Consider the following 24,122-nt stretch of genomic DNA (forward strand, 5'->3'; position numbering starts at 1 on the left):
TCACGCCGCAGACCGCGAGGACGGCTGCCGTACCGCGTGGTCGAGGTCAGCCGGCGCGCCGGCGAGGGTGACGAACGACGCACGTCGGAATCTCCTGCGCGCGGCCGCCGGTTGCGCCCGGCATGGACCTGTTCTCCCCCGTGCGGCTCGGCGAGCTCGAGCTGGCCAACCGCGTCGTCATGGCCCCGCTCACCCGGATGCGCTCCGGCCGCGCCGCGATCCCGCGCGACGTCGTCGTCGAGCACTACGAGCAGCGCGCCGGCGTCGGCCTGATCATCACCGAGGGGACCTTCCCGAACGACGAGTCGCGCGCCTTCGCCGGGCAGCCCGGCATCGTCACCGACGAGCAGGCCGCCGGCTGGCGGCGGGTGGCCGACGCCGTCCACGCCCGCGGCGGCCGGATCGTCATGCAGGTCATGCACGGCGGGCGCGTCTCGCACCCCGAGCTGACCGGTACGCGCGTCGTCGCCCCCAGCGCCGTCGCGATCGACGGCGAGGTGCACGTCGGCGGCGGGGTCAAGAAGCCGTTCCCGGTGCCGCACGCGCTGACCACCGAGGAGGCGCGCGCGACGATCGCCGACTTCGTCGCCGCCTCGCGCCGCGCCGTGGACGCCGGCCTGGACGGGGTGGAGCTGCACGGCGCCAACGGCTACCTGCTGCACGAGTTCCTCTCCCCGGCGTCCAACCGGCGGGACGACGGCTACGGCGGCAGCCCGGAGAACCGCGCGCGGTTCGTGCTGGAGCTCGCCACCGCCGTCGCCGATGAGATCGGCGCGGGACGGGTCGGCCTGCGCATCTCCCCGGAGCACAACATCCAGGGCGCGCTGGAGACCGACCGCGCCGACGTGCTCGCCACGTACGGCGCGCTGCTGGACGGGCTCCGCCCGCTGGGCCTGGCCTACCTCAGCGTGCTGCACGTGGAGCCCGCCGGGGAGCTGGTGCAGGAGCTGCGCCGGCGCTTCGGTGGGCCGCTGATCGCCAACAGCGGCTTCGGCACGGTGACCACCCGCGAGGAGGCCGTGCGGCTGATCGAGGAGGCGCACGCCGAGGCCGTCGCCGTCGGCCGGCCGGTGCTCGCCAACCCCGATCTGGTCGAGCGCTGGGCCGGTGAGCACCCGGAGAACCAGGCCGACCCGCGCACCTTCTACACCTCCGGGCCGGAGGGGTACACCGACTACCCGACGCTGGCGGCCGCCGGGCGCTGAGCACGGGCCGGGCGGCGCACCGCCCGGCCCCGTGCCCCTCAGTCCAGGTCGGCCTGCCACAGGTCGGGGCCGAACACCTCGTACTGGATGTCCTGCGCCGGGATGCCTCGGTCGAGGAGCGTGCTCCGCACGGCCTGCATGAACGGCAGCGGCCCGCACAGGTAGTAGACGGCGCCCCACGGCAGGTCGATCTGCGACAGGTCCATCTGGCCGGCGTGCAGGCCGTCGACCGGGAGCGAGCACTCCGCACCCCGCTCGAACCAGACGTGGGCCGAGGCGTTGGGCAGCGTCTCCACGTCGCCGAGCACCTGGTGCCGCAGCGCCCAGGACGCCTCGTCCACATCGGCGTGCCACAGCCGGACGTCGAGGCCGGAGCCGGCGTGGGCGAGGTGCGAGAGCATCCCGGCCATCGGCGTGATGCCGATGCCGGCGCTGGCGAAGACCACCGGCCGCCCGGAGTCGTCCAGGACGACGTCGCCGAACGGCACCGACAGCTCCAGCCGGTCACCCACGCCGACCGAGTCGTGCAGCAGGTTGGAGACCTCGCCGTCGGGCTTGCCGTCGCCGTGCACCCGCTTGACGGAGAACTGGCGGTGCTCGCCGTCGTCGGCGCGGGTCAGGCTGTACTGCCGGGGCTGGCGGACGCCGTCGGGCATCAGCGGCCGCACCGTCACGTACTGGCCGGGCAGGGAGGTCTTCACCAGCCGGTCGTCGACCCGTCGCACCCGGAAGGTGACGACGTCGTCGGTCTCGCGGGTCTTCTCCGCGACCTCCCACTGCCGCCACACGGTCTCGGGCCGCACCCCGCGGGCGCTGTAGAGGCCGCGCTCCTGGTTGATCAGCGCGTTGGCCATCAGCCAGTAGACCTCGTCCCAGGCGGCGGCCACCTCGGGCGTGACGGCGTCGCCGAGGACGTCGACGATCGCCCAGAACAGGTGGTCGTGCACCACCTGGTACTGCTCGGGCGTGATCCCCAGCGAGGTGTGCTTGTGCGCGATCCGGCTCATGAGGTGCTCGGGGAGCCGGTCGGGGTGGTTCACCAGCGCGCTGGCGAACACCGCGACGGAACCGGCCAGCGCGACCTGCTGCGTGCCCTCGGCCTGGTTGCCGCGGTTGAACGTGCCGTCGAACAGCTCCGGGTGCTCCCCGAACAAGTGCGCGTAGAACCGGCGCGCGATCTCCTGGATGTTCTCCGCGACGGCCGGCAGCGTGGCCTGGACGACGGGTGCGGACCTGTCGGACAGCATGCGGACTTCCTTCCCCCTCGATGCGGCGGTGCGCGCCCCACGTTAGGCAACACGGGGTGCCGGGGCAGGTCCGGAACGGGCCCGGAGGGGTCCGCCGCGCCGTAGGGTCACCGCCCCGGGCGCGGAACCACAGGGTCCGATTAGTGGCAGGAGCGCGTACGGATGTCGGCGCAGGAAGGCTCGGCTCCGCCGGTCGGTGCGCACTCCCCCGCGTCGGAGACCCGGTTGGCGCACGCGTTCGTGCAGGCGGTCGACGCGCTGCTGTGCATCGTCGACGGCGAGGGCCGCATCCTGCTCTCCAACCCGGCGCTGCAGCGCTTCACCGGCCGCACGGGTGAGGACCTGGTGGGGCGCCGGTTCTGGGACGTGTGGGTCATCCCCGACGACGTGCCGCACGCCGAGGAGGCCGTGCGGCTGGCGCTGGCCAGCGGGAAGGCCTACCCGCAGGAGGCCGACTGGATCGACGCCCGGGGCGGACTGCGGCGGGTGACCATGCGCAACACCGTCCTGCTGGACGACGACGGGCAGCCCTACGCGATCGCCTGCGTCGGCCTCGACGTCACCGAGGAGCGGGCACGGGAGGCGCTGCTGCGCGAGCAGACCCGCACCGACCTGCTCACCGGCGTCGCCAACCGCGGGGCGCTGTTCGACGTCCTGGGCCTGCGGCTGCAGACGGGCGGCTGCGGGCTGCTCTTCTGCGACCTCGACGACTTCAAGGCGGTCAACGACCAGTACGGGCACGGCGTGGGCGACCGGTTGCTCGTCGAGGCGGCGACGCGGCTGGTCGAGGTGGCCGGCGCCGAGCACCTGGTCGCGCGCTTCGGTGGCGACGAGTTCGTGATCGTGTGCCCGGCCGGCAACGAGGCGAAGCTGGCCGACCTGGCACGTCGCGTGGTCATCCGGCTGGGTGCGCCCTTCCCCGGCCCGGACGGGCCGCTGCGGATCGGGGTGAGCGTCGGGGCGACGGTCGGGCGCCCGGGGGAGCCGGCCGACGACGTCGTCGCCCGCGCCGACCGCGCCATGTACGGCGCGAAGAGCACGCAGCGGCGGCGGGCACCGCGGCTGCGGTGACCCGGGGGCGATGAGCTGCGGGGGCGGCGGGGGTGCTGCGGCCGAGCTCGGTGGGGGCCAGGGTGGTGTAGGCGCCGGGGCCCTCCTCGAGCCACACGTCAGGCCGGGTCAGCAGCTCCCGCGCGGCGTCGGGCGGCAGCAGCGGCAGCTCGCTGATGAGCCGTCGCTCCAGGTCCCCTGCGGGCGTCCCGCTGTCGTCGCGCAGCTCGAGCAGCCCCGCGTCGAACCAGCGCAGCAGCTGGTCGGAGCAGGCTCGGCCGTCGAGCTGTCCCCAGTCGGTGCCCGCGTCGTCGACCAGCTCGCCCTGGACGAGCTCGAGGAGGTGATAGTCCTCGTGGACGGCGATGAGCAGGGGTTCCCGCACTGCCGCGGGCTCGGGGCCGGCGACCGGTCGTGACCGCTCGCGGGTGCGCCGCCGCCTCCCGCTCGACACCATGCCGGGGATCTCCGGCTCGTCGTCCCGCCGCCGTGCCGACCACCTGAACACGTCCGCACCTCCCGGCGGGCATCCTGCCGGAGTGGCCGTCCCCGGCGGGGTGCGGACCACGGGCCTGTGGACAGCCGCACCGCCCGGGGCCCTGGGTCAGTAGGCGACGGTGAAGTGGGCCCGCCGGTGGGCCGGCCGCTCGATCTCGTCGACCAGGGCGCGGGCGAAGTCGGCACCGCTGATGAAGGAGCCGCCCTCGTCGTCGGTCAGGAGGACCTCCCCACCCACCCGGTAGGTGCCCCGGGGCTCCCCGGGGGCGTAGGCGCCGAAGCCGGCCGGCGGGCTGACGTAGAACCAGTCGAGGGTTTCCGTCGCCCGCAGCTCGGCCAGCGCGCCGGCCATCTCGACGCTCTCCGGGCGGTACTCGGCCGGGAAGTCGGGGGTGTCGAACACCAGCGGACCGTCCTCGCTGACGCGGAGCGACCCCGTGCCCCCGACCACGCCCAGCCGGACGCCGGCCCGCTCCGCCTCGGCGGCCAGCGCGGCGATGCCCCCGCGCACCGCACCGGCCATGTCGCCGCGCGGCGCGACGGCGACCACCACGACGTCGGCGCCCTCGAGCGCCGCGGCACGGGTCTCCGGGTCGAGCAGCGAGCCCTGCTCGTAGCGCACGCCGTCGGCCCGCTGCTCGGGGAGCGACCTGCTCCAGGACGTCACCTGGTGCCCCCGGCGAGCCGCCTCCGCCACCAGGTGGCCACCCGCGTAGCCCGTGCCGCCGAACACGCCGATCCGTGCCATGTCGTCTCCTCCGGTCCCTCGTGGTGCTGTCGAGCGGGAGAACCCCGGAGAACTGGTTGAGCATTCCACCACTGCCGGGCAGCCTTCCGGGCGCGACCGGCGGGGTGGCGGACGGGAGCCGGGCCAGGGAGTGTGTTCATGATCCGTTCCGGTCGCGACGACGGCGTCGCCCACGACGAGGAGGGTTCATGGCGGAGGTCCACGGCAGGTGCGACGAGCGGTTCGCGGGAGTCCGCGAGGCGCTGGCGCAGCAGCTGGACGGCGAGGAGCTCGGCGCGTCCGTCGCCGTCGACCTGGACGGGGAGACCGTCGTCGACCTGTGGGGCGGCTACCGCGACGAGGCCCGGACCCTGCCGTGGTCGGAGCACACGATCGTCAACGTCTGGTCGACGACGAAGTGCGTGGTCGCGCTGGCCGCGCTGCTCCTGGTCGAGCGCGGCGAGCTGGACCTCGACGCCCCGGTGGGCGACTACTGGCCGGAGTTCAGCGCCAAGGGGAAGAAGGACGTGCGGGTGCGGCACCTGCTCTCGCACACCTCCGGCGTCTCGGGCTGGGAGCAGCCCTTCTCGATCCGGGACATGTACGACTGGCCGGCGGCCACCGAGCGGCTGGCGCAGCAGCGGCCGTGGTGGGAGCCCGGGACGGCTGCGGGCTACCACGCCAACAACCAGGGGCACCTCGTCGGTGAGGTGATCCGGCGGATCACCGGCACGACGTTCAAGAAGTTCGTGGCCGACAACATCGCCGACCCGCTGGGCGCGGACTTCCAGGTCGGCGCGCGGGAGTCGGAGGTGACCCGCATCGCGCCGGTGGTGCCCCCGCCGCCCCCGGACGTCGATCCGCGCACCCTCGACCCCGAGTCGGTCGCGGTGAAGACCTTCACCGGGCCGACGGCGTCGGCCAAGGCCGCGAACTCCCCGCAGTGGCGGGCCGCGGACCTCGGCGCGCTCAACGGGCACTCCAACGCCCGCGGCGTCATGCGGGTGCTGCGGACCCTCTCGCTCGGCGGCGAGGCCGGCGGCGTGCGGCTGCTCTCCCCGGAGACGGTGGAGAAGGTGTTCGAGGTGCAGGCCGACGGCGTGGACCTGGTGCTCGGCGCGCCGTTCCGGTGGGGGACGGGCTTCTGCCTGGGCTCGCCGACGGTGCCCTACGTGCCGGCGGGCCGGACCTGCTTCTGGGGCGGCTGGGGCGGCTCGCTGGCGGTGATGGACCTCGACCGGCGGCTGACGATCACCTACATGATGAACAAGATGGGCAGCGGGCTGATCGGCTCGCCCCGCAGCGAGGCCTACGTGCGCGCCGTCTACGACGCGCTGGGCTGATGGAGCTCGACGACGTCCTGCCACGGCCGGAGCACGTCACCCGGCAGGCGCGCTGGATCGCGGCGGAGCCGGCCGCCGTCTGGGACGCGCTGCACGCCGTCCGGCTCTCCGGGCTGCCGGTGACGCTGGTGCTGAGCGCCGCGCGGTTCCTGCCGGTGGTGCTGGCCGGGGGCGGCGTCGGCCAGCTGCACGACCGGCCCTTCCTCGACGCCCTGCCGGTGCCGCTGCTGGCGTCGGACGAGCCGCGGTCGGTGGTGTTCGGCGGTGCGCTGCAGGCGTGGCGGCTGGACGGCGGCGACGACGGGCCGGTGCTGGACGCGGAGGAGTTCCGCCGATTCACGCAGCGCGGCTGGGTCAAGGCGGCGATGGACTTCCGGCTGACGCCCCGGGGCAGCGGCACGGAGCTCAGCTCGGAGACCCGGGTGTCGGCGACCGACGCCGTGACCCGGCGCCGCTTCGACCGCTACTGGCGGCTGATCCGGCCGGGGAGCACCGCGGTCCGGTGGGAGGTGCTGACCGCGGTCGAGCTGGCGGCGACCAGCCGGCTGCCCTGAGCCCCCCGCGGCCCGACGTGTGCACGAATCGTCGTCTCCGCTGCCCGGAGGGAACGGTGCGCGCACATCCGGCCGAACCGGTCAGGCAGCGGTGCGCTCACGGTCGAGCACCCGCGCGGCGGCCTCGGCCAGACCCGGGCCGCTGAGCGCGTCGAGCGCGGCCGGCCGGCCGGTCGCCAGCAGCAACAGGTCGCCCACGGGGCCGTGCACCTCCCGGCAGCCCGCGCCGGCGGCCCAGTCGACGTCGGTCGCCACGAACCGCAGCCCGGCGAACCTCCGCTCGGGGCGGCCGTAGAACCCGCTGCGCCACACGTGGTCGAGGGCGGGGACGACCCGGTCGGGGCGCATCGTCCGCCGCCGCCCGAGCGGGCGGGCGATGTCCTGGCCGTGCACGAGGACGTCGGTGAGCGGGTCGAGGGGCGAGCTCGACGGCACCCGGTGGTCGACGGCGGCGGTGGCCCGCAGCAGGGCGATCAGCTCGGCCGGGGGGTGCTCGGCCGAGATCTCGCGCGCCCACATCAGCTCCGTGCGGTCGAAGTCGCCGCGGGCGAGCACCGCGTGGGCCAGCGTGGCGCGCAGCGTCTGGCGGTGGGAGAGCGTCAGGTGGCCGAGGACGTCGTGCACCGTCCAGCCCCGGCAGAGCGAGGGGGTGGCCCAGTCGCGCTCGTCGAGGGTCTCGAGGTCGTCGCACAGGTCGAGCCGCTCGGCGGCGACGGCGGCGAGCATCGCCACCCGGGGGCGCTTCGGCATGGTTCTCCTCGTGGTCGGCGTCTGCGCATGCGCAGGGCAGACCGGGGGAGCGCCAGGAACTGAGCGGCCGGCCGGTGGGGACGTCGAGGAAGACCCCGTCCCGCCCCGGGAGACCGCCCACAGCCGTCGACCCGCCGCCGCAGCCCGCAGTGCCGCAGCACCGGGTGGCGCACCGGCGGGCCGCTGGAGCCGGCACGACCCTGCGGGCGGCGCCGGGCCTCCGTAGCCTCGGCGCATGGACACCACCGACCTCCTGGCCCTGCGCGCCGACGAGCGCGCCGCCCTCGTCCTCGTCGGCCTGCGGGGCGACTGGTAGCCCTACTGCTGCGCCCAGGCGGTCCGCCTGGCCCGGTCCCTGTCCCGCCTCGCCGACGCCGGCGCGGAGGTGGTGCTCGCCTCCGTCGATCCGCCGGAGGTGCAGCTGGCGATGAACCGCACCTGGCACCTGCCGTTCCGCTGGGTCAGCGACCCGGACGGCGAGCGGCTGGCGAAGCCGCTCGACGCCTGGGACGAGGACGCGTCGATCTTCCGGCCGGTCGTCGTCGTGGTGGCCCCGGACGGCCGGGAGGTGTTCCACGAGCTGTCCCGGGACTTCACCGACCGGACCGACGACGAGCCCGTGGTCGCCGCGGTCGAGGGGCTGGGGCTCGACCCGGTGCCCGTGGCGGAGTGGGCGCCGGGGGGTGTCGAGCCGCGGCCGTCGAAGCGGGCGTTCAAGCCCTCGTCGTTCATCCCGTACTTCCGCGCGATCCGGTTCAACACGATGGCGCTGAGCGAGCGGATGGTCGACGAACGCGACCGCGAGCAGTTGGTCGCCGAGCAGCGGATGGCCGAGTCGTTCCTTGCCGCGTTCGACGAGTGGCGCGCGGAGCACCCGCCGGACGGCCGCTGAGCCCGACGGTGTTCGCCCCGGTGAGCCCCGGCCCGTGCTCAGGTGCCGGGCTGCCGTGGGGCCCGGGTGAGCGCCAGCACGCTGCCGGCGATGCCGATGAGGGTGACGGCGAGCCCGACGCTGACCCAGCCGAAGGTGTCCCAGTAGACGTCCTCGAGCTGGATGAGCAGCGCCGCCTCGTCGACGACGAGGGCCAGCCCGATGCCGTAGCCCAGCCCCATGGCGCTGCGCACCTTCGGGCTGCGGTCGCCCAGGCCCAGGAAGCCGATCAGCGCCAGCAGCAGGATGCCCCAGACGTAGTGGTGCAGGTGGACCCCGCCCACGTCGACGTCGCCGAGGCCGGCGATGTCGACGTCGATGTGGATGAGCCAGGTGAGCAGGCGCAGCAGCACGAAGGTGGCGGTGAACCCCCACCAGGCGATGACGTAGCCGCGGCGGGTGGCGGCCACCTCGCGGAGCCGGTGCGGCCGCCGGTGCGTCGTCGTCTGGTCCACGGGGCGGAGGCTACGGGGCCGGCAGCGGCCCCTGCCCTGCCTCGGAGCCGTCGGGGACGCGGCGCTCGGTCCCGGCACCCACCGGCTCGCCGCAGACGTCGCACACCCACGAGGCCGTGATGCGGTGCCCGTGGTGCTGCAGCTCGGCCGGTGGGACGTCGGCGACGTAGCGGTCGCCCCACTGCATGAGCGCCTGCAGCACCGGCAGCAGGTCGCGGCCTGCCCGCGTCAGGTGGTAGTCCGAGCGCGGCGGGTTCCGGCTGTACTCCCGCCGCTCCAGCACCCCGGCGCCCACCAGGGCGGCCAGCCGGGCGGCCAGCCGCTCCCTCGGTGCACCGGTACCGCGCAGGATCTCGCTGAACCGGTGCGCGCCCAGCGAGACCTCGCGGACGACGAGCAGGGCCCACCGGTCGCCGACGACGTCGAGCGCGCCCGCGATGGAGCAGCGCCGGCCGGGGAGCTCGTCCAGTCGCGTCGTCATGCCACCAGGTTCGCATGTCGAACCGAGTGGGGTAGCGTCCCGACCTAGTCGGTTCGGAAGTCGAACCAACGTCCCGTCGAGAGGACCACGCCATGACCCTTGCCACCGGCCACCGGCTCGCCTTCGACCCCAGCTGGCGGTCGTTCACCCACACGCAGGGCGGCCTGGTCGTCGGCCACCTCCTCGCCGCCGCCGCCGAGCTCGCCGGGGCGCCGCCCCGCGCGGTGACCGCACACCTGCTCGGCGGGGTGGCTCCCGGCGTCGAGGTCGTGGTGGCGGCGACGGCCGACCGGCTCGGCCGCACCGGCAGCGTGCGCAGCGAGCTGGTGCAGGACGGCGTCCTGCGGGCGGTGGCGCAGGTGCTCACCCTCGCGCGGCCGGCGTCCCCGGGCGTCGAGCACTGGCCGCGGGAGGAGCTCCCGCGGGTCGCCGACGGCGTCCCGTTCGAGCTGCCGCGGGAGTACGTGCCGGTCGCCGAGCACACCGAGATCCGGGCGCTCGACACGTCGCGACCGCTGGCCGGCGGCGCGGAACCCCGGTTGCACGCCTGGGTGCGCATCCGTGGTGCGGAGCTGGAGCCGCTGGTGCAGCTGGGCGTGCTGCTCGACGCGCTGCCGCCGTCGCTGTTCGCCGTCCGCACCGTGCCGGCGGCGATGCCCACCGTGGAGCTGACCGCGCACCTCACGGGCCCGGTGCCGGGAGCGGGGGCGTGGGTGCGGGTCGACCAGCGGACGGTCTGGTGCGACGACGACGCCGCGGTGGACGAGGTGGAACTGCGGGCCGAGGACGGCTCGCTGGTCGCCCGCGGTCGGCAGACCCGGCGGCTCCTCGGCCCGTGAGCCGCCCGGCCGGGGCTTCTCAGGCCGTCCGCGGAGCCCGTCCCGGAGGCCCGGCGACGGAGGGGCGCAGACGGCGTACCTCGGCCAGGAACGCCACCGGGTCGTCGGCGAACAGCCGGATGGTGCGCACCTGGGCGGTGAGCTCCGGCAGGCGGACGACGACGGGCCGGTCGAGCGCGATGGCGACGTTCGTCTGGTCGTGCATCCACAGCTGGAGGGTGGCCGCGCCGTCCTCGTCCCGGGCGAACCGTGGCGCCTTCTCCGGCCGCGTCTGCGACCGCTGGGTCACGGAGTCGATCGCCTCCCACGGCACCTGGACGTCGACGTCCGTCGAGAACCGGACGGTGATGCCCTCCGGGCCCACGGCGTGCGGCCGGGTGACCAGCCCCGCGAGGTAGCCGAACATCCAGACCAGGCCCCAGATGCCGAGCGCCAGCAGGGGGAAGCGGATCAGCGGCCAGCGCTGGGTGAGGACGTCGACGGCGACCAGCTCGATCGCGGACACCACGATGAACGTGATGATGACCGGCAGCACCACCCGGTGGTAGGAGAAGGCGGTCGCTCCCGCCGGCACCCGGGGGCGGCGCAGCACGAACCGGGAGAGGCTCTGCCAGACCCCGACCTCCAGCTGGACCGCCCGCATCCCCACGTACCGGACGCGCTGTCGGCCCGTGCGCCGCTCGGGGGCGGTCACGACCGGGCTCCCGGGTCCATCAGCTCGTGCAGCCGGGTGGCGATGGTGTCCAGGTCGGAGCGGAACCGCTCCAGCCGGTCGGCGTCGAAGCCGGCGACCAGGTGCGCGGCGATCCGGCGGTGATCGGCGTCCATCTGCGCCGTCGTCCGGCTGCCCAGCTCGGTGAGGGTCACCAGGGTGATCCGCCGGTCGGTGGGGTGCGGCTCGCGGCGGACGTACCCGCGTTCCTCCAGCGCATCGACCAGGCCGGTGATGTTCCGCGGGGTGACGCCGAGCGCCGTCGCCAGCGCGCGCTGGCTGGACGGGCCGCGGCTGTGCACCTCCCAGAGGAGGTGGGTGCGGGCCGGGGTGAGCCCGGCCGGCCCCAGCTCGCGCGCCATGTCGTCCTGCACGAGCAGCGCGATCTCGAGCAGGCGGTCGAAGACCTGCAACTCCGGGGACACACCGTGAAGCTAGTACACCATTACCTCGCTGCACAGGGTAGGGCCGCCCTCGTGGGCGAGGACGCCGCCTGGATGCGGGGACCCGGCGCCGCCCGGCGAGCTGACCGGCGGAGCAAGGCCCTCCCGGCGCGGGAGGGGCCGACGTGCGTCCGTGACCGGCGATGGACGGCGGCCAATTCGCTGGACGGGGTGCCCGGATCGTCACCAGGGTCCCTGGCATGGCTGCCGAGACGACGATCCGGAACTACCGCACCGAGGACTGGGAGGCGATCGCGGCGGCGCACGACGCGGCGCGGTGGCAGGAGCTGGCTGCAACCGTGGGCGTGGAGGCGTTCCAGGACCTGGCCGCCACCGCGAAGGACGAGGGCTTGTTCGACGACCAGGTCTGGGTGGCCGTCGTGGACGACGCCGTCGTGGGGTTCGCCGCCTTCGCCGACGCGGAGCTGACGTGGCTGTACGTGCACCCCGACGTCCAGAATCGCGGGATCGGCCGGGCGCTGGTCCGGCACCTCCTGGCGCACGCCGACGGCCTCGGGATCGAGCGCGTCGAGGTGACCGTGCTGGACGGGAACCCGGCGCGGCGGCTGTACGAGCGGGAGGGCTTCACGCTGGTGGAGACGAGGACCGGCGCCTTGGTCGGGAACGAGGCGTTCACCGCGACCGGCCACATCATGGAGCGCCGCCGCTGACAGGCGTCAGGCCTTGGTGCCGTGGGCGGCGACGGAGAGCGGCTCCCAGCCACGCCACTCGGCGAGCCGGGACTCGTAGTCGCGGGTGGCGATCGCCAGCGGGCCGTCGCCGAAGAAGACCCGCAGCGGGGGGTTCTTCGCGTCGACCAGCTGCAGCACCGCCTCGCGGGTGGCGAGCGGGTCGCCCGGGTTTCCGGCGCGGGCCTGGCGCTGCTCGGCGGCCTTCTCGCGGAAGGCGTCGTACGCCGGGTTCGGCGCGGCGTGCTTGGCCGAGGCGCCGCCCCAGTCGGTGGCGTAGGCGCCGGGCTCGATGATCGTCACCTTGACGCCGAAGTCGGCGACCTCCGCGGCCAGCGACTGGCTGAAGCCTTCGAGCGCCCACTTGGAGGCGTTGTAGATGCCGATGTTCGGGAACGCGCTGACCCCGCCGATGCTGCTGACCTGCAGGATGTGGCCCGAGCCCTGGGCGCGCAGGTAGGGCAGCGCGGCCTGGGTGACGAACAGGGCGCCGAAGACGTTGGTGTCGAACTGGGCGCGGGCCTCGGCCTCGCTGATCTCCTCGACCATGCCGAACTGGCCGTAGCCCGCGTTGTTGACGACGACGTCGAGACCGCCGAAGTGCTCGTGGGCCCGCTGGACGGCGGCGAAGACGGCATCGCGGTCGTCCACGTCCAGGCGGATCGGCAGCACCCGGTCGCCGAACTGCTGCACCAGGTCGGCGAGGCCGGCCGTGGCGCGGGCGGTGGCGGCCACGGAGTCGCCGCGTTCCAGGGCGGCGATCGACCACTCGCGGCCGAAACCGCGGGATGCGCCGGTGATGAACCAGGTCTTGGGCATGCGGGGTCTCCTTCGTCGGGCGTCCGCCGACCTCAGCGCCGGTGTTCCCCGTCCTGTTCCGAACCCTCGCCCCGGGTGTTCCCGCGGGAACGCATCGAGGGCCGCCTCCCGGTCGGGGAGGCGGCCCTCGATGTGCGGTGCTCAGCGTCGGGCGGTGACCAGCTCGTCGTCGGAACGGGTCGCGGGCTCCCGTCGCTCGAGCGCCGCGCCCTCGATGTCGACGTCGGGCAGGGCCCGGTCCAGCCAGCGCGGCAGCCACCAGGCCGCCTTGCCCAGCAGTGTCATCACGGCGGGCACGAGCGCCATCCGGACGACGAAGGCGTCGACCAGCACACCGAAAGCCAGCGCGAAGCCGATGCTCTTGATGGTGGCGTCGTGGCCCAGGATGAAGCCGCCGAAAACCGAGCCCATGATCAGCGCGGCCGCCGTCACCACGCGGGCGCCGTGGCGGAAGCCGCCGATCACGGCTTCGCGCGGCTCGGTGCCGTGCACGTGCTCCTCGCGCATCCGGCTGACGAGGAAGACCTCGTAGTCCATGGCGAGGCCGAACAGCAGGCCGATGAGCAGGATCGGCAGGAAGCTCAGCACCGGGCCGGTCTGCTCGACGCCCAGCAGGTCGGCCGCCCAGCCCCACTGGAACACCGCGACCAGCGCGCCGAAGGTGGCGGCGAGGCTGAGCAGGAAGCCCAGCGTCGCCTTGATCGGCACCAGGACCGACCGGAAGGCGAGCATCAGCAGCAGGAACGCCAGCCCGACGACGACGGCGGGGAACACCGGCGCAACGCGTCGGCGAGCTTCTCGGAGATGTCGATGCCCAGGGCGGTGTTGCCGGTGACCGCCAGCTCCGAGCCGGTGCTCTCGACCAGGTCGGGGCGCAGGTCGCGGATGTCGCCGACGAGGGCCTCCGACTAGCTCCAGTGCGCGGGCCGATGTATTGGGGCGCCGGTGGCTCGCAGCACAGGGTCGGGAAGCTGATGACGCTCCGGGACCTTGTCGAAGATTCGCAGTGTGTGGTCCACAAGCTGACTGAGCGTGACGCTACCGCGCTTGGGTGGGAAGACTGCTACCACTCGTAGGGATCGGCCCTGCTTCACGGCAATACGTCGTGCTGACCTGATGGCGGGTGCCATATCGCTGTCCCCGGACACGATCCAGGCCTCGTCCATGAGCCCCGAAGCGGCATCCTCCACAAGTTGAACCCCGAGGCTGACGTCAGACTCCTTCTCCTCGTAGCTCGTCCACTGGCTCCCACACGACCTGCACTCGTGACGCTTCTGCTGGAAGCGCCCCATGTGGACCGTCGTAGAAGGGCAGTGCACGCCTAGGGCATCGAGGTAGTCCTGCTGGCGCACCCCTCCGGGCCCGACCACCATCGCAGTGAAGTAGTTCACGGCCACCAACTGCTGTCCTGGCCGAAGAAGAGCACCGAGGAGGCTCTCAAGGTCGAGCCAGAGCCCCCGGCGCTTGCGTGCGTCATACATGCCGCGATAGAGGTTGAATCCATCGACGTAAGCGGAGACGCGCTGCCCGGCTGTAGTCACCTAGCTCACTCTAGGCAAAGGCTAGACATCGCCATCAGCAGTGTGTATGTTGTGCACATACCCCGCTGGCCTCGGCCAGTCAGACGGCCCGCTTCGGCGGGCCGTTTCTTTTTGACCAGGCCACTTGGTGCAGACGCTGCGCGAGGAACTCACCGAGCTGGGCGCCCACCTGCTCGCCGGTTACCGGAAGGCGACGAAGCGCCGGACGGAGATGCGCTGAGGGCCCTCACCGCATCCCGGCGAGGGCCCTCAGCGCGTAGCGGTCGGCGTCAGCGCCGGCGACCCATGCGGTAGCCGACGAGGACGCCGATCAGCGTCAGCACGGCGCCCCCGACCGCGCCGAGCGCCAGGGTCTGCGCGTCGCCGGACGCTCCCGCGGGAACGCCGGCCTTGCCCGCGAACACCGTCGGCGCGGCCTCGGCCGCCGGGGCGGCGTGCTTGCCGGCGACATCCGCATCCGTCACCGCCGTCGTCGGGCTCACCGCGGCGGCCGACGGAGCAGCGGCGACGGGCACCGCGACGCCGGTCAGCTCGTCGTCGATCGCCTTGAAGAACTGGCCGGCCATCCGCTTGGCCACGCCGGTGATCATCCGCTGGCCCACGCCCGCGACCGGGCCGCCGATCACGGCATCCGCCGAGTAGGTCAGGTTCGTCTTCCCGTCCTCGGCCGGCGACAGGTTGATCGTCACCGTCGCCCGCGCGTTCCCCGGCGCACCCGCGCCCGACGCGTGCATCACGTAGGACGACGGCCGCTGCTGGTCCGACAGCCGCACCTCGCCGGCGTACGTGCCCTTGATCGCCCCGACGCCGACGGAGACGTTCATCTTGTACTCGTCGTCCCCGACCTGCTGCAGCGTCTCGCAGCCCGGGATGGTGCGCGCCAGCACGGCCGGATCGGTGATCACCGCCCACACCTTCTCCGGGTCGCCCGAAAGAACCGCAGAGCCGTCGAGGTTCACGCCATCACTCCAGTCCCCGCGCGGCGCCCGGCCGCAGCGGTCTTCTCCGAATCGGGGGAACGCACCAGGTCGTACAGCTCGGTGGGCGAGATCGGCATGGCGGCGATCCGCCGGCCCACCGCGTCCTCGATCGCCGAGGCCAGCGCCGCCGTCCCCGGGATGACGCCGGCCTCGCCGGCGCCCTTGATGCCGAGCGGGTTCAGCGGCGACGGCGTCTGCTGGTGGTCGATCACCACGTCCGGGATCTCCGAGGAGTACGGCATCAGGAAGTCCATGAACGAGGCGTTCTGCAGCTGCCCGTCACCGTCGTAGGCCATCCGCTCGTACAGCGCCCCACCCACACCCTGGGCGACGCCGCCGTGCACCTGGCCCTCGACGATCATCGGGTTCACCACGTTGCCGCAGTCGTGCACCACCGCGTACTTCACGACGTCGATCTCCCACGTCGCCGGGTCGATCTCCACGATCGCGGCGTGCGCGCCCGACGCGAACGTCGACCGGATCGGCGAGTAGTAGTCGCGGTGCTCCAGCCCGGGCGCGTCGCCCGGGGCCACCGGCGGCTTCGAGTCGTCGCCCGGGCCGGCGAACTGCGTCGCCTGCTTCGCGGCCTCGTCGAAGGCGTACCGCAGCGGGTTGGACAGGACGGCGACGGTGCGCAGCGGGATCGACGTCCCCGGCACGCCCTTCACCTGCACCAGGCCCTCGTCGATCTCCAGGTCCTCCGGCGAGGCCTCCAGCACGTCGGCGGCGATCCGCAGCGCCTTCTCCCGCACGCCGCGGGCGGCCAGCGCGATCGCGTTGCCGCTCATCACCGCGGCCCGCGAGGCGAACGTGCCGACGGCGTACCCGAAACGCCGGGTGTCGCCGGTGGTCACCTCGACGTCCTCGATCGGCACCCCGAGCTCCGAGGCGACGATCTGCGCGAACGCCGTCTCGTGGCCCTGCCCCTGCGAGGTCAGCCCGGTCGAGACGAGCACCTTGCCGCTGCCGAGCACCTGCACGTGCCCGCCTTCGTACGGGCCGGGCCCGGTGCCCTCCACGTACATGGCCATGCCGACGCCGAGCAGCTTCCCGCGCGCCTCGGCGTCGCGGCGCAGCTCCTCGGCGGCGTCCCAGCCGACGAGCGTCTTCAGCTTCTCCATCAGCCCCGGGTAGTTGCCCGAGTCGTAGATGACCGGCCGGCCGTCCTGGAACGTCAGGTGGTGGTCGTAGGGGAACTGGTCGGGCTGGATCAGGTTCCGCTCGCGGACGACGGCGCGGTCGAGCCCGAGCTCGTCGGCGATGCGGTCCATGGTCCGCTCCATCGCGTAGCAGCCCTGCGGCCGCCCGGCGCCCCGGTACGGCGTCACGATGACGGTGTTGGTGAACACCGACTCGACGATCACCCGGTACACCGGGATCGCGTACGGGCCGACCAGCTGGGTCGCCGTCACGATCGGCACGATGATCCCGTAGGGCGTGTAGGCGCCGTTGTCGTGCCAGATGTGCACGTCGAGAGCGGTGATCCGGCCCTCGTCGTCGTAGCCGACGGTGATCTCCTGGCGCTGCTGCCGCTCGTGCGCGGAGCCGATGAAGTGCTCGCGGCGGTCCTCGGTCCACTTCACCTCGCGGCCGAGCGCGATCGCGGCCATCGGCACCAGCAGCTCCTCCGGCCACGGGTGCACGATCTTCACGCCGAAGCCGCCGCCGACGTCGGGCGCGATCACCTCGACCTTGTCCAGCGAGAGGTCCAGCTTCGCCGCGATCGCCGCGCGCACCGACGTCGAGGCCTGGGTGCTCGTGTAGACCCGCAGCGAGGAGTCGTCGGCGTCCCACTTCGCGTGCACGCCCTTGCCCTCCATCGGCATGCAGGCGCTGCGCTCGATGTACTGGGTGAAGCTCAGCGTGCGCGGGCTGGCGGCCAGCACCGGCTCGACGTCGCCGGTCTCCTGGTGGTGCCGGGCCGCGACGTTGTCGGGGATCTCCTCGTGCACGGCGTGCTGCGCGGCGCGGGCGGCGTCCACCCCGACGACGACGGGCTGCTCCTCGTAGCTGACGACGATCTTCTCGGCGGCGTCCTCGGCGATGTACCGGTCGGTGGCGATGACCATGACCACCGGCTCGCCGACGTGGTTGACCTCGCCGTTGGCGAGCGGGAAGCCGGTGCGCGGGGAGGTCAGCTGCGGGTGCGGGATGAGCACCGGCAGCGGCTCGGCCATCGGGCCGGTGAGGTCCTCGTAGGTGTAGATCGCGACCAGGCCCTCGACGTCGAGCGCCTCGTCCACGTCGATGGAGACGATGCGGGCGTGCGCGTGCGGCGAACGCACGAAGGCGGCGGCCAGGGCCCGGGCCCCGATGTCGTCCAGGTAGCGGCCCTTGCCGGTGATCAGCCGCTGGTCCTCGCGCCGGCGGACCGGCTCGCCGAACAGCTTCGTGGTCATCGGGTGCCCTCCTCGGCCGCGCAGGACGGGGTGACAGCCGCGGCAGGGAACGTGCAGCCGGGCCGTGGCGCGGCTGGACGTCGGCCGACGCGGCCGTAGCCGGACGGCGTCACGGGGCGCCGTCCTTCATCGCGGCGGCCGCGTGGTGCACGGCCTTCTTGATGTTGGCGTAGCCGGTGCACCGGCAGAGGTTGCCGCCGACCATGTCGTCGACCTCGTCCTCGGTCAGCTCCGCCGAGTTGTCGCGCTCTTCGAGCCCGGCCGCGATCGTCATGAGGAAGCCCGGCGTGCAGAACCCGCACTGCAGCGCGTGGCACTCCCGGAACGCCTCCTGCACCGGGTGCAGCACCTGCCCGCCCTGGTGGTCCTCGCGCGCCAGCCCCTCGACCGTGCGCACCTCCGCGCCGTCCACCTGGACGGCGAGCATCAGGCACGAGCGCACCGGGGCGCCGTCCACGATCACGGTGCAGGCCCCGCAGACGCCGTGCTCGCAGCCGACGTGCGTGCCGGTCAGCCCGAGGTCGTGGCGCAGCGCGTCCGACAGCAGCCGGCGCACCGGCACCGTGGCTTCACGTGGAACACCGTTCACGGTGACGGTGATGGTCCGCTCGGTGTCGACGGAGGCGGTCATGCGGCGGTCCTCCCAGCAGCCTCGGCGGCAGCCTCGGCCAGAGTTCGCTCGGTCAGCACCCCCACCAGCAGCCGCCGGTAGTCGGCGCTGGCGTGGATGTCGGTGTCCGGGTCGACCAGGGTGCGCGCGAGCGCCCCGGCGGCGGCCCAGTCGGCCTGCTCCACCGGCGAGCCGGCGACGGCCTCGGTCAGGTCGTGCACCTCGGGGGTGAGCCCCACCGAGACGTAGGCGGCGCGCGCCGACTCCACCCGGCGGTCGGCGTCCAGCGTGACGACGACGCCCGCGCCGCAGACCGCGTAGTCGCCCTTGCGCCGGGCGACCTCGGCGAACGCGGTGCCCGCGCGCGCCGGCAGGGCCGGGAACGTGGCGGAGGTGACGACGGCGCCGCCGGGGATGGAGGTCTCCAGCGGGCCGACGAAGAAGTCCCGCCAGCCGACGACCTCGGTGCCCGACGTCGTCGCCACCGTGACCGAGCCGTCGGTCAGCGCCAGCACCGACGTCATCTCGCCCGAGGGGTCGGCGTGCGCGATGGAGCCCACCGTGGTGCCCCGGTTGCGGATCGCCGGGTGGGCGACGTTCGCGGTGGCGCGGCCGAGCAGGGGCTGGGTGGCGGCCGCGCCCTCGTGCCGGAGCAGCGCGTCGTGCCGCACGAGGGCACCCACCGTCACGCCCTCGCCGGTCACCCCGACGGTGTCCAGGCCGGGGATCCGGTTGATGTCGACCAGCGTGGCCGGTGCCGCCAGCCGCATGGACAGCAGGGGCAGCAGCGACTGGCCGCCGGCCAGCACCTTGGCGCCGTCCTCGGACAGGAGCGCGAGGGCTTCGTCGAGCGTGCTCGGATCCGCGTAGCGGAAGGGGGCGGGCTTCACCGGCTGCGGTCACCTCCGTGCGTGCTGGAAGACGTCACTCTGTCACCGGCACGGAGCGGGCGAAAGTACCTCAGCGCTAAAACTTTGTTGCGGAGTTGCTTCCCGTTCCGGCTCCGTCCCGTTCCCGCTGGGCAGGGGCCGGTAACGCCCGTCGTCGACGGCGAGCGGGTCGTCGACCCGTTCCCGTCGGCGCCCCGGCGCCGGAACGCACGCCGCCCCCGGCCCCTCGGACGACGGGCTGTGTCGTCCGGGGGCCGGGGGCGGCGGAGGGGCGGGTGCTACCGGTCGCGCGTGTCCCTGCCGGGGGTGTGCCCGCCGAGGACGCCGGGGCGGCCGACCTCGTCGACCGACGACGGGTCCGTGCCGCCCCGCTCGTCGGCGTAGCCGCCGGCCGGGCCCTCCGCGCCGGCGCCGTGGCCGAACGTGCTGCCGGCGGCGGGGTGCGTGCCCTCGCGCAGGAGCGCGGCCTTCATGTCCGCCGGGGCCAGGGCGCGGGCGACGTGCCAGGCGACGACGGCGACGATCGAGCCGAGCGCGATGCCGTTGAGCACGAAGTCGTCGGTGAAGGTGAGGGTCACGTTGCCGATGCCGATGATGATCCCGGCGGCCAGCGGCACCAGGTTGATCGGGTTGGCGAAGTCGACCCGGTTCTCCTTCCAGATCTTGGCGCCGAGCAGGCCGATCATCCCGTAGAGGACGACGGTGATCCCGCCGAGCACGCCACCCGGGACGATGTTGATCAGCGCGCCGAACTTGGGGATCAGGCCCAGCAGGATCGCCACCAGCGCGGCCACGTAGTAGGCCGCCGTCGAGTAGACGCGGGTGGCGGCCATGACGCCGATGTTCTCGGCGTAGGTGGTGGTGGGGGAGCCGCCGACGGAGGTGGCGACGACGGTCGCGATGCCGTCGGCCGCGACGGCGCGGCCCATGTACGGGTCGAGGTCGCGCTTGGTCATCTCGGCGACGGCCTTCACGTGCCCGGCGTTCTCGGCGACCAGTGCGATCACCGCGGGGATGACCAGCAGGCTGAAGTTCAGCGAGAACGACGGGCCGGTGAAGTCGGGAAGACCGAACCAGTCGGCCTCGGCCACCGAGTCGAAGTTGATCCGGTCCCGGGTGCTGACCGCGCCCGTGCCGTCGACGGAGGTGATCTGGCCGGCGGTGGCGTCGAGCAGCACCGAGAGCAGGTAGCCGAAGACCAGGCCGAGCAGGATCGAGATGCGGGCCAGGAAGCCGCGCAGCGCCAGGGAGGCGACGATGACGAAGGTCATGGTGGCCAGCGCGACCCACTGGTCCTGCGGCCAGTACACGCCGGCGGCGACCGGCGCGAGGTTGAAGCCGATCAGCATGACCACCGCGCCGGTGACGGCCGGCGGCAGCACCTTGTTGATCAGGCCCAGGCCCGCGAAGTGGATCAGCACACCGACCAGGGCGAGCACGACGCCGGCCACGAGCAGCGCGCCGACGACGTCGCTGGAGTCACCACCGTTGGCCCGGATCGCGGCGACGCCACCGACGAACGCGGCGCTGGTGCCCAGGTAGCTCGGTACCCGGTTCTTCACGATCAGCAGGAAGATGATCGTGGCGACGCCGCTCATCATGATGGCGAGATTGGGGTCCAGGCCCATGATGATCGGGAAGACGAAGGTCGCCCCGAACATGGCGACGACGTGCTGCGCGCCGATCCCGACGGTGCGCGGCCAGGAGAGGCGTTCGTCGGGGGCGACGGCCTCTCCGAGTGGGGGCGTCTTACCGTCCCCGTAGAGCTTCCACCCGAACGACATGAGTGCCTCCTCGACGTGCCTGTCCGACTCGGTCCGGCGTCGGTCGACGGCTGTCGGCCCGATCGCGAGGCGCCACTGTGTCACTGGGCACACGCCTGGCGGAAGTACCTCAGTGCTAAATCGTTGTTGCATCGAGATGCCGATACTTCACCGTTGAGAGATCTCTCGGTACGGTCCGGGCATGAGCTCCTCAGCCCCTCCCGGTGGAGACGCCGCGGTCTCGGTGCAGCTGCGATCCGGCGTGTACGCCGACTCGGTGAAGCTGATGCAGGTGAGCCGCCGGATCAGTGCCCGCGAGGGCGTCGGCGCCGTCCTCGTCGCCATGGCCACCCCGTTGAACCTCGAGCTCGCGGCGAACATGGGGCTGGCGCCCGAGGGCGCCCCGAGCCCCGAGCAGCTGCTGATCGCCATCCGCGCCGCCGACGACGAGACGCTGGCCGCTGCGCTCGCCGACGTCGACGCCGCCCTGGCCGAGCGCGAGCGCTCCACCGGCAGCGCCGCCGCGATCCCGCACCGCACCGTCGGTGCCGGCCTCGACGAGCTCTCCCCCGAGGCGCCGGTGCTGGCGATCGTCAGCGTGCCCGGCGCCTACGCGGTCGCCGAGGCCGCCGACGCCATCGCTGCCGGGCGCAGCGTGCTGGTGTTCTCCGACGGCGTCCCGGTCGAGCACGAGGTCGCGCTCAAGCGCGCCGCCCACGACGCCGGGGTGCTGGTCATGGGTCCCGACTGCGGGACGGCGATCGTCTCCGGCGTCGCCCTCGGCTTCGCCAACGTCGTCCGCCCCGGGCCGGTCGGTCTGGTCGCGGCGAGCGGCACCGGCGCCCAGCAGGTCTCCTGCCTGCTCGACATGGCCGGCGTCGGCGTCTCGCACGTGCTCGGCGTCGGCGGGCGGGACCTCTCGGAGGCGGTGGGCGGCCTGGCCACCCTCGACGCGCTGGCCGCCCTGGACGCCGACCCCGCCACCGAGCGGGTGCTGCTGGTGTCCAAGCCCCCCGCGCCGTCCGTGGCCGCCGCGGTGACGTCCTTCGCCGACGGGCTCTCCGTCCCGGTCCGCAGCGCAGCGCTGTCCGCCGAGACGCCCGACCTCACCGCCGCCGTCGAGGCGCTGCTGACCGACATGGGGCTCGACGTGCCGGTGTGGCCCTCCCGCCCCGGCCCGGCCGAGGCGGCCGTCCCCGGCGCGGTGCTCAAGGGCCTCTTCTCCGGCGGCACGCTCGCCGACGAGGCGATGCTGATCGCCTCGCCGGTGCTCGGCGGCATCCGCTCGAACACGCCGCTGGAGCCCGGGCTCGATGTCGGGACGGACCTGTCCGCCTCGGGCCACCTGGTCGTCGACTTCGGCGACGACGCCCTCACCGTCGGGCGCGCGCACCCGATGATCGACCCGACGCTGCGGCTCGAGGCGATCGCCGGGGTGGCCGCGAGCGACGAGCCCGCCGTCCTGCTGCTCGACGTCGTCCTCGGGCACGGCGCCGACCCCGACCCGGCGGGCGCGCTCGTCCCCGCGCTGGAGGCGGCGCGGGCGCAGAAGCAGCTCCCGGTCGTCGTCGCGCTGATCGGCACCGAGGGGGATCCGCAGGGCTGGTCCCGGCAGGCCGACGCCCTCGCCGCCGCCGGCGCCGCCGTCTTCTCGTCCAACGCCGCGGCCACGCGGTACGCCCTCGACCTGCTGGGAGCCTCGGCATGACCCTCGGGAACCTGCTCTCCGGCCCGCCGGCGATCGTCGCCGCCGGCGTCGACGTCTTCTCCGATGCGCTGCGCGCCCAGGGCGCCGACGTGCACGACGTCGACTGGCGCCCGCCGGGCTTCGGCGACCCGGCCGACCTCGCCGCCCTCGCTCTCGACGCCCGCCGGGCCGCGGCCAACCGCACCGCCGTGGAGCGACTGATGGCCGCCGGCTCCGTGCTGGTCGACGTCCGCCCCGCCCGCGAGGTCATCGGCCTGACCGACCGCACGCTGCTGCACTCCGGCCCGCCGCTGGCGTGGGAGAACGCCTCGGGGCCGATGCGCGGTGCGCTGATCGGCGCCTGCCTCTTCGAGGGGTGGGCGGCCGACGTCGAGGAGGCGGAGATCCTGCTCTCCACCGGCGCGGTCACCCTCGACCCGTGCCACCACCACCGCACCGTGGGCCCGATGGCGGGCGTGACCAGCCCGTCGATGTGGATGTGGTGCCTGGAGGACCCGGTCACCGGTGGCACGGCCTACTGCAACCTCAACGAGGGCCTGGGCAAGGTGCTGCGCATGGGCGCCTTCAACGAGGAGGTGCTGACCCGGCTGCGCTGGATGCGCGACGTCCTCGGCCCGGTGCTGTCGAAGGCGGTGCGCGGCTCGATCGACGCCGGCAACGACCCGCTCGACGTCAAGGCCGTGCTCGCCCAGATGCTGCAGATGGGGGACGAGGGGCACAACCGCAACCGTGCCGGGTCGCTCATGGCGCTGCGCGAGCTCTCGCCGTCGATCGTGGCCGTCGAGGGCGTGCCGTCGTCGGACATCGCCGCCGTCCTGAAGTTCATCGGCGGCAACGAGCACTTCTTCCTCAACCTCGGCATGCCGACGGCGAAGCTCGCGCTCGACGCCGCCCGCGGCATCCCCGGCTCGACGATGCTGACCGTGATGTCGCGCAACGGCACCGAGTTCGGCATCCAGACCGCCGGCACCGGCGACCGCTGGTTCACCGGGCCGGCGAACACCCCGGTCGGGCTGTTCCTCGGCGACTACGGGCCGGACGACGCCAACCCCGACATCGGCGACTCCGCGATCATGGAGACCTACGGCATCGGCGGGTTCGCGATGGCGGCGGCGCCGGCGATCGTCCGGTTCGTGGGTGGCACGGTGCCCGACGCGCTGGCGACGACGGAGCGCATGTACCAGCTGACCCTGGCCGAGAACCCGGCGATGCAGATCCCGATCATGGGCTTCCGCGGTTCGCCGACCGGCATCGACGTGCTCAAGGTGGCGCGCACCGGCTGGCTGCCGCAGATCAACACCGGCATGGCCGGGCGGATCGCCGGCACCGGCCAGGTGGGCGCGGGCCTGGTGCAGCCGCCGCAGGAGTGCTTCGAGCAGGCGCTCGCGGCGCTGGCCGAGGAGGCCCGCACCGCCTGACACCGACTCACGAATGCGACGAACTCGTGGCCATCAGCAGCTGATGGCCACGAGTTCGTCGCACTCGGGG

Annotated in this window: 23 protein-coding genes and 1 pseudogene; 9 read left to right on the forward strand and 15 right to left on the reverse strand. The window is 73.5% G+C overall.

Annotated features, from left to right (window positions below; genetic code table 11):
• The first annotated feature begins 122 nt into the window (after positions 1-122).
• Complete coding sequence (locus ACI79S_RS18105; protein WP_456594832.1) at positions 123-1,205, forward strand: alkene reductase; 1,083 nt, start codon at positions 123-125, stop codon at positions 1,203-1,205.
• Positions 1,206-1,243: 38 nt separating this feature from the next.
• Here ACI79S_RS18105 and ACI79S_RS18110 read toward each other — a convergent pair whose 3' ends face one another.
• Positions 1,244-2,452, reverse strand: coding sequence for a globin domain-containing protein (locus ACI79S_RS18110; RefSeq protein ID WP_456594833.1), 1,209 nt, complete (start codon positions 2,450-2,452; stop codon positions 1,244-1,246).
• A gap of 162 nt (positions 2,453-2,614) precedes the next feature.
• Here ACI79S_RS18110 and ACI79S_RS18115 point away from each other — a divergent pair, with 162 nt between their 5' ends.
• The gene (locus ACI79S_RS18115; RefSeq protein ID WP_456594834.1) at positions 2,615-3,523 is read left to right on the forward strand and encodes a GGDEF domain-containing protein; all 909 of its coding nucleotides are present in this window, start codon (positions 2,615-2,617) and stop codon (positions 3,521-3,523) included.
• 583 nt (positions 3,524-4,106) lie between these two features.
• Here ACI79S_RS18115 and ACI79S_RS18120 read toward each other — a convergent pair.
• Positions 4,107-4,748 carry an NAD(P)-dependent oxidoreductase gene (locus ACI79S_RS18120; RefSeq protein ID WP_456594835.1) on the reverse strand — a complete coding sequence of 214 codons (642 nt, stop codon included), beginning with the start codon at positions 4,746-4,748 and terminating at the stop codon, positions 4,107-4,109.
• A gap of 188 nt (positions 4,749-4,936) precedes the next feature.
• Between ACI79S_RS18120 and ACI79S_RS18125 the strand changes: the two genes are divergently transcribed.
• Together ACI79S_RS18125 and ACI79S_RS18130 are read left to right on the forward strand one after the other, a co-directional pair.
• The gene (locus tag ACI79S_RS18125; protein ID WP_456594836.1) at positions 4,937-6,070 is read left to right on the forward strand and encodes a serine hydrolase domain-containing protein; all 1,134 of its coding nucleotides are present in this window, start codon (positions 4,937-4,939) and stop codon (positions 6,068-6,070) included.
• The gene (locus ACI79S_RS18130; RefSeq protein WP_456594837.1) at positions 6,070-6,624 is read left to right on the forward strand and encodes a hypothetical protein; all 555 of its coding nucleotides are present in this window, start codon (positions 6,070-6,072) and stop codon (positions 6,622-6,624) included. The genes ACI79S_RS18125 and ACI79S_RS18130 overlap by 1 nt, the downstream gene beginning before the upstream one ends.
• 81 nt (positions 6,625-6,705) lie before the next feature.
• Here ACI79S_RS18130 and ACI79S_RS18135 read toward each other — a convergent pair whose 3' ends face one another.
• Complete coding sequence (locus tag ACI79S_RS18135) at positions 6,706-7,374, reverse strand: maleylpyruvate isomerase family mycothiol-dependent enzyme (RefSeq protein WP_456594838.1); 669 nt, start codon at positions 7,372-7,374, stop codon at positions 6,706-6,708.
• 328 nt (positions 7,375-7,702) lie between these two features.
• Between ACI79S_RS18135 and ACI79S_RS18140 the strand changes: the two are divergent.
• Positions 7,703-8,266 (forward strand): annotated as a pseudogene (locus ACI79S_RS18140) (peroxiredoxin family protein); the annotation flags it as partial.
• Between the two features lie 38 nt (positions 8,267-8,304).
• Here ACI79S_RS18140 and ACI79S_RS18145 read toward each other — a convergent pair.
• Positions 8,305-8,760 (reverse strand): hypothetical protein, encoded by a 456-nt coding sequence (locus tag ACI79S_RS18145; protein WP_456594839.1) that lies wholly within the window; start codon positions 8,758-8,760, stop codon positions 8,305-8,307.
• 10 nt (positions 8,761-8,770) lie between these two features.
• Complete coding sequence (locus tag ACI79S_RS18150) at positions 8,771-9,241, reverse strand: winged helix-turn-helix transcriptional regulator (RefSeq protein WP_456594840.1); 471 nt, start codon at positions 9,239-9,241, stop codon at positions 8,771-8,773.
• Positions 9,242-9,333: 92 nt separating this feature from the next.
• Here ACI79S_RS18150 and ACI79S_RS18155 point away from each other — a divergent pair, with 92 nt between their 5' ends.
• On the forward strand, positions 9,334-10,080 hold the full coding sequence (locus ACI79S_RS18155; protein WP_456594841.1) for a thioesterase family protein: 747 nt from the start codon (positions 9,334-9,336) through the stop codon (positions 10,078-10,080).
• 19 nt (positions 10,081-10,099) lie between these two features.
• Here ACI79S_RS18155 and ACI79S_RS18160 read toward each other — a convergent pair whose 3' ends face one another.
• Positions 10,100-10,774, reverse strand: coding sequence for a hypothetical protein (locus ACI79S_RS18160; protein WP_456594842.1), 675 nt, complete (start codon positions 10,772-10,774; stop codon positions 10,100-10,102).
• Positions 10,771-11,217: a MarR family winged helix-turn-helix transcriptional regulator gene (locus ACI79S_RS18165; RefSeq protein ID WP_456594843.1), complete on the reverse strand. Its 447-nt coding sequence runs from the start codon at positions 11,215-11,217 to the stop codon at positions 10,771-10,773. Before ACI79S_RS18165 ends, ACI79S_RS18160 begins: the two co-directional genes overlap by 4 nt.
• 218 nt (positions 11,218-11,435) lie before the next feature.
• On the opposite strand from ACI79S_RS18165, the gene ACI79S_RS18170 reads away from it, so the two are divergent.
• Positions 11,436-11,906, forward strand: a complete 471-nt coding sequence (locus ACI79S_RS18170; RefSeq protein ID WP_456594844.1) for a GNAT family N-acetyltransferase — start codon at positions 11,436-11,438, stop codon at positions 11,904-11,906.
• 6 nt (positions 11,907-11,912) lie between these two features.
• On the opposite strand, the gene ACI79S_RS18175 is transcribed toward ACI79S_RS18170, so the two are convergent.
• The 8 genes from ACI79S_RS18175 to ACI79S_RS18210 all read right to left on the reverse strand — a co-directional run bounded on the left by ACI79S_RS18175 (position 11,913) and on the right by ACI79S_RS18210 (position 20,947).
• Positions 11,913-12,743, reverse strand: a complete 831-nt coding sequence (locus ACI79S_RS18175) for an SDR family oxidoreductase (RefSeq protein WP_456594845.1) — start codon at positions 12,741-12,743, stop codon at positions 11,913-11,915.
• Between the two features lie 141 nt (positions 12,744-12,884).
• A complete protein-coding gene (locus ACI79S_RS18180; RefSeq protein ID WP_456594846.1) occupies positions 12,885-13,517 on the reverse strand; it encodes an MMPL family transporter in 633 nt (210 codons plus the stop codon).
• Between the two features lie 134 nt (positions 13,518-13,651).
• Positions 13,652-14,284, reverse strand: a complete 633-nt coding sequence (locus ACI79S_RS18185) for an NYN domain-containing protein (RefSeq protein WP_456594847.1) — start codon at positions 14,282-14,284, stop codon at positions 13,652-13,654.
• A 269-nt stretch (positions 14,285-14,553) separates the two neighbouring features.
• On the reverse strand, positions 14,554-15,243 hold the full coding sequence (locus ACI79S_RS18190; RefSeq protein WP_456594848.1) for an SRPBCC family protein: 690 nt from the start codon (positions 15,241-15,243) through the stop codon (positions 14,554-14,556).
• A complete protein-coding gene (cutA, locus tag ACI79S_RS18195; protein ID WP_456594849.1) occupies positions 15,240-17,663 on the reverse strand; it encodes an aerobic carbon-monoxide dehydrogenase large subunit in 2,424 nt (807 codons plus the stop codon). The genes ACI79S_RS18190 and cutA overlap by 4 nt, the downstream gene beginning before the upstream one ends.
• Positions 17,664-17,772: 109 nt before the next feature.
• A complete protein-coding gene (locus ACI79S_RS18200) occupies positions 17,773-18,294 on the reverse strand; it encodes a (2Fe-2S)-binding protein (RefSeq protein WP_456594850.1) in 522 nt (173 codons plus the stop codon).
• Complete coding sequence (locus tag ACI79S_RS18205) at positions 18,291-19,163, reverse strand: FAD binding domain-containing protein (protein WP_456594851.1); 873 nt, start codon at positions 19,161-19,163, stop codon at positions 18,291-18,293. Before ACI79S_RS18205 ends, ACI79S_RS18200 begins: the two co-directional genes overlap by 4 nt.
• A 278-nt stretch (positions 19,164-19,441) precedes the next feature.
• Positions 19,442-20,947 carry a uracil-xanthine permease family protein gene (locus ACI79S_RS18210; RefSeq protein WP_456594852.1) on the reverse strand — a complete coding sequence of 502 codons (1,506 nt, stop codon included), beginning with the start codon at positions 20,945-20,947 and terminating at the stop codon, positions 19,442-19,444.
• A 181-nt stretch (positions 20,948-21,128) separates the two neighbouring features.
• Between ACI79S_RS18210 and ACI79S_RS18215 the strand changes: the two genes are divergently transcribed.
• Together ACI79S_RS18215 and ACI79S_RS18220 are read left to right on the forward strand one after the other, a co-directional pair.
• Positions 21,129-22,634: an FdrA family protein gene (locus tag ACI79S_RS18215; RefSeq protein WP_456594853.1), complete on the forward strand. Its 1,506-nt coding sequence runs from the start codon at positions 21,129-21,131 to the stop codon at positions 22,632-22,634.
• Positions 22,631-24,052 (forward strand): DUF1116 domain-containing protein, encoded by a 1,422-nt coding sequence (locus tag ACI79S_RS18220; RefSeq protein ID WP_456594854.1) that lies wholly within the window; start codon positions 22,631-22,633, stop codon positions 24,050-24,052. The genes ACI79S_RS18215 and ACI79S_RS18220 overlap by 4 nt, the downstream gene beginning before the upstream one ends.
• Positions 24,053-24,122: the final 70 nt, after the last annotated feature.

This window comes from Blastococcus sp. SYSU DS1024 (assembly GCF_054050795.1).

Excerpts from the sequence above, each read along its gene's own strand:
- ACI79S_RS18105 (WP_456594832.1), top strand. The coding sequence starts at position 123 with ATGGACCTGTTCTCCCCCGTGCGGCTCGGCGAGCTCGAGCTGGCCAAC.
- ACI79S_RS18110 (WP_456594833.1), bottom strand. The coding sequence starts at position 2,452 with ATGCTGTCCGACAGGTCCGCACCCGTCGTCCAGGCCACGCTGCCGGCC.
- ACI79S_RS18115 (WP_456594834.1), top strand. The coding sequence starts at position 2,615 with ATGTCGGCGCAGGAAGGCTCGGCTCCGCCGGTCGGTGCGCACTCCCCC.
- ACI79S_RS18120 (WP_456594835.1), bottom strand. The coding sequence starts at position 4,748 with ATGGCACGGATCGGCGTGTTCGGCGGCACGGGCTACGCGGGTGGCCAC.
- ACI79S_RS18125 (WP_456594836.1), top strand. The coding sequence starts at position 4,937 with ATGGCGGAGGTCCACGGCAGGTGCGACGAGCGGTTCGCGGGAGTCCGC.
- ACI79S_RS18130 (WP_456594837.1), top strand. The coding sequence starts at position 6,070 with ATGGAGCTCGACGACGTCCTGCCACGGCCGGAGCACGTCACCCGGCAG.
- ACI79S_RS18135 (WP_456594838.1), bottom strand. The coding sequence starts at position 7,374 with ATGCCGAAGCGCCCCCGGGTGGCGATGCTCGCCGCCGTCGCCGCCGAG.
- ACI79S_RS18150 (WP_456594840.1), bottom strand. The coding sequence starts at position 9,241 with ATGACGACGCGACTGGACGAGCTCCCCGGCCGGCGCTGCTCCATCGCG.
- ACI79S_RS18155 (WP_456594841.1), top strand. The coding sequence starts at position 9,334 with ATGACCCTTGCCACCGGCCACCGGCTCGCCTTCGACCCCAGCTGGCGG.
- ACI79S_RS18170 (WP_456594844.1), top strand. The coding sequence starts at position 11,436 with ATGGCTGCCGAGACGACGATCCGGAACTACCGCACCGAGGACTGGGAG.
- ACI79S_RS18175 (WP_456594845.1), bottom strand. The coding sequence starts at position 12,743 with ATGCCCAAGACCTGGTTCATCACCGGCGCATCCCGCGGTTTCGGCCGC.
- cutA (WP_456594849.1), bottom strand. The coding sequence starts at position 17,663 with ATGACCACGAAGCTGTTCGGCGAGCCGGTCCGCCGGCGCGAGGACCAG.
- ACI79S_RS18200 (WP_456594850.1), bottom strand. The coding sequence starts at position 18,294 with ATGACCGCCTCCGTCGACACCGAGCGGACCATCACCGTCACCGTGAAC.
- ACI79S_RS18210 (WP_456594852.1), bottom strand. The coding sequence starts at position 20,947 with ATGTCGTTCGGGTGGAAGCTCTACGGGGACGGTAAGACGCCCCCACTC.
- ACI79S_RS18215 (WP_456594853.1), top strand. The coding sequence starts at position 21,129 with ATGAGCTCCTCAGCCCCTCCCGGTGGAGACGCCGCGGTCTCGGTGCAG.
- ACI79S_RS18220 (WP_456594854.1), top strand. The coding sequence starts at position 22,631 with ATGACCCTCGGGAACCTGCTCTCCGGCCCGCCGGCGATCGTCGCCGCC.